Annotated in this window: 1 protein-coding gene; it reads right to left on the bottom strand. The window is 64.4% G+C overall.

The genetic code is table 11. The annotated features are described in order from the left end of the window. Window position 1 precedes the first annotated feature (1 nt). Window positions 2–1,176: elongation factor Tu (tuf, locus tag CK215_RS30545; RefSeq protein ID WP_095833147.1), on the bottom strand; the 1,175-nt coding region annotated here is incomplete at its 5' end.

Consider the following 1,176-nt stretch of genomic DNA (forward strand, 5'->3'; position numbering starts at 1 on the left):
ATTATTCTTTGATGGTGACGACGATGCCGGCACCGACGGTGCGGCCGCCTTCACGGATGGCGAAGCGCAGCTTCTCTTCCATGGCGATCGGCACGATCAGCTCGACGTCGACGGTGATGTTGTCGCCGGGCATCACCATCTCGGTGCCGGCCGGCAGCGTCACGATGCCGGTCACGTCGGTGGTGCGGAAGTAGAACTGCGGCCGGTAGTTGGTGAAGAACGGCGTGTGACGGCCGCCCTCGTCCTTGGTCAGGATGTAGGCTTCGGCCACGAACTTCTTGTGCGGCTTCACCGAACCCGGCTTGGCCAGAACCTGGCCGCGCTCGACACCCTCGCGGTCGATGCCGCGCAACAGCGCGCCGATGTTGTCGCCGGCCTGGCCCTGGTCGAGCAGCTTGCGGAACATCTCCACGCCCGTGCAGGTGGTCTTGGCCGTCGGACGGATGCCGACGATCTCCAATTCCTCGCCGACCTTGACCACGCCGCGCTCGACGCGGCCGGTCACGACCGTGCCGCGGCCCGAGATCGAGAACACGTCCTCGATCGGCATCAGGAACGGCTTGTCCAGCGGACGAACCGGCGTCGGGATGTAGGCGTCGACCTGCGCCATCAGCTCGCGGATGGCGTCCTCGCCGATGGTCTTGTTCGAATCTTCCAGCGCGGCCAGAGCCGAACCCTTGACGATCGGAATGTCGTCGCCGGGGAACTCGTTCTTGGTCAGCAGCTCGCGAACCTCGAGCTCGACCAGCTCGAGCAGCTCGGCGTCGTCGACCTGGTCGACCTTGTTCAGGAACACCACGATCGAGGGCACGCCGACCTGGCGGGCCAAAAGGATGTGCTCGCGGGTCTGCGGCATCGGGCCGTCGGCGGCCGAAACCACCAGGATCGCGCCGTCCATCTGCGCGGCGCCGGTGATCATGTTCTTCACATAGTCGGCGTGGCCGGGGCAGTCGACATGGGCATAGTGACGGTTGGCCGTCTCATACTCGACATGCGCCGTCGAGATGGTGATGCCGCGCGCCTTCTCTTCCGGCGCCGCGTCGATCTGGTCATAGCGCTTGTATTCGCCAAAATACTTCGTGATCGCCGCCGTCAGCGACGTCTTGCCATGATCGACGTGGCCGATCGTGCCAATGTTCACATGCGGCTTGGTGCGCTCGAATTTACCTTTTGCCA

Source organism: Mesorhizobium sp. WSM3864, assembly GCF_002294955.1.
GTDB lineage: Bacteria > Pseudomonadota > Alphaproteobacteria > Rhizobiales > Rhizobiaceae > Mesorhizobium.